Here is a 430-nt window from a genome sequence, read left to right as displayed (position 1 = left end):
CAACCAGGCCGTGTTCCTCGAGGCGGTTGCGGCCGTTTTCAGCCAGAGCCTGGCCTTGGGGCGTACGTTCCGAGCCATCGGCAGCAACAGTCTGCTGTGGTTCGCTGACCTGGGTGAAGAAACGATCTTCCTGATTGCTCGGTACGGCGAATGCGCTGGCGCTGAGGGCGAAGGTGGCGACGGCGATCAGTTGGCTTACAGTTTTCATGGCGGTGACTCCGGTCAAATTTCGATTGAGGTCCGGGTCGTTCAGATCAGGCTCTGGTTAACCCGTTGCAGTAGTGTGTTCTGCATGGGTTCAGATTAGGGGGCAGGGCGGTGTCGGCGTTAAGCGGATACTGTCGGCGATTTGCCTGATTCTGCTTGATGGAAAATAGCCATTGACTTAGAGCGCGCTCAAACCTTTACGGTGATGACATGAATCCAGAAC

The 430-nt window shown here is 56.3% G+C and carries 1 pseudogene; it reads right to left on the bottom strand.

The features are described from left to right. A pseudogene (locus tag J5M71_RS28835) lies at positions 1 to 208 on the bottom strand (hypothetical protein); the annotation flags it as partial. Positions 209 to 430: the final 222 nt, after the last annotated feature.

The organism is Pseudomonas sp. 43(2021) (assembly GCF_017490805.1).
Classification (GTDB): Bacteria; Pseudomonadota; Gammaproteobacteria; order Pseudomonadales; family Pseudomonadaceae; genus Aquipseudomonas.
The sequence above is the reverse complement of the archived record's forward strand: the minus strand, read 5'-3'. Positions and strand labels throughout refer to the sequence as shown.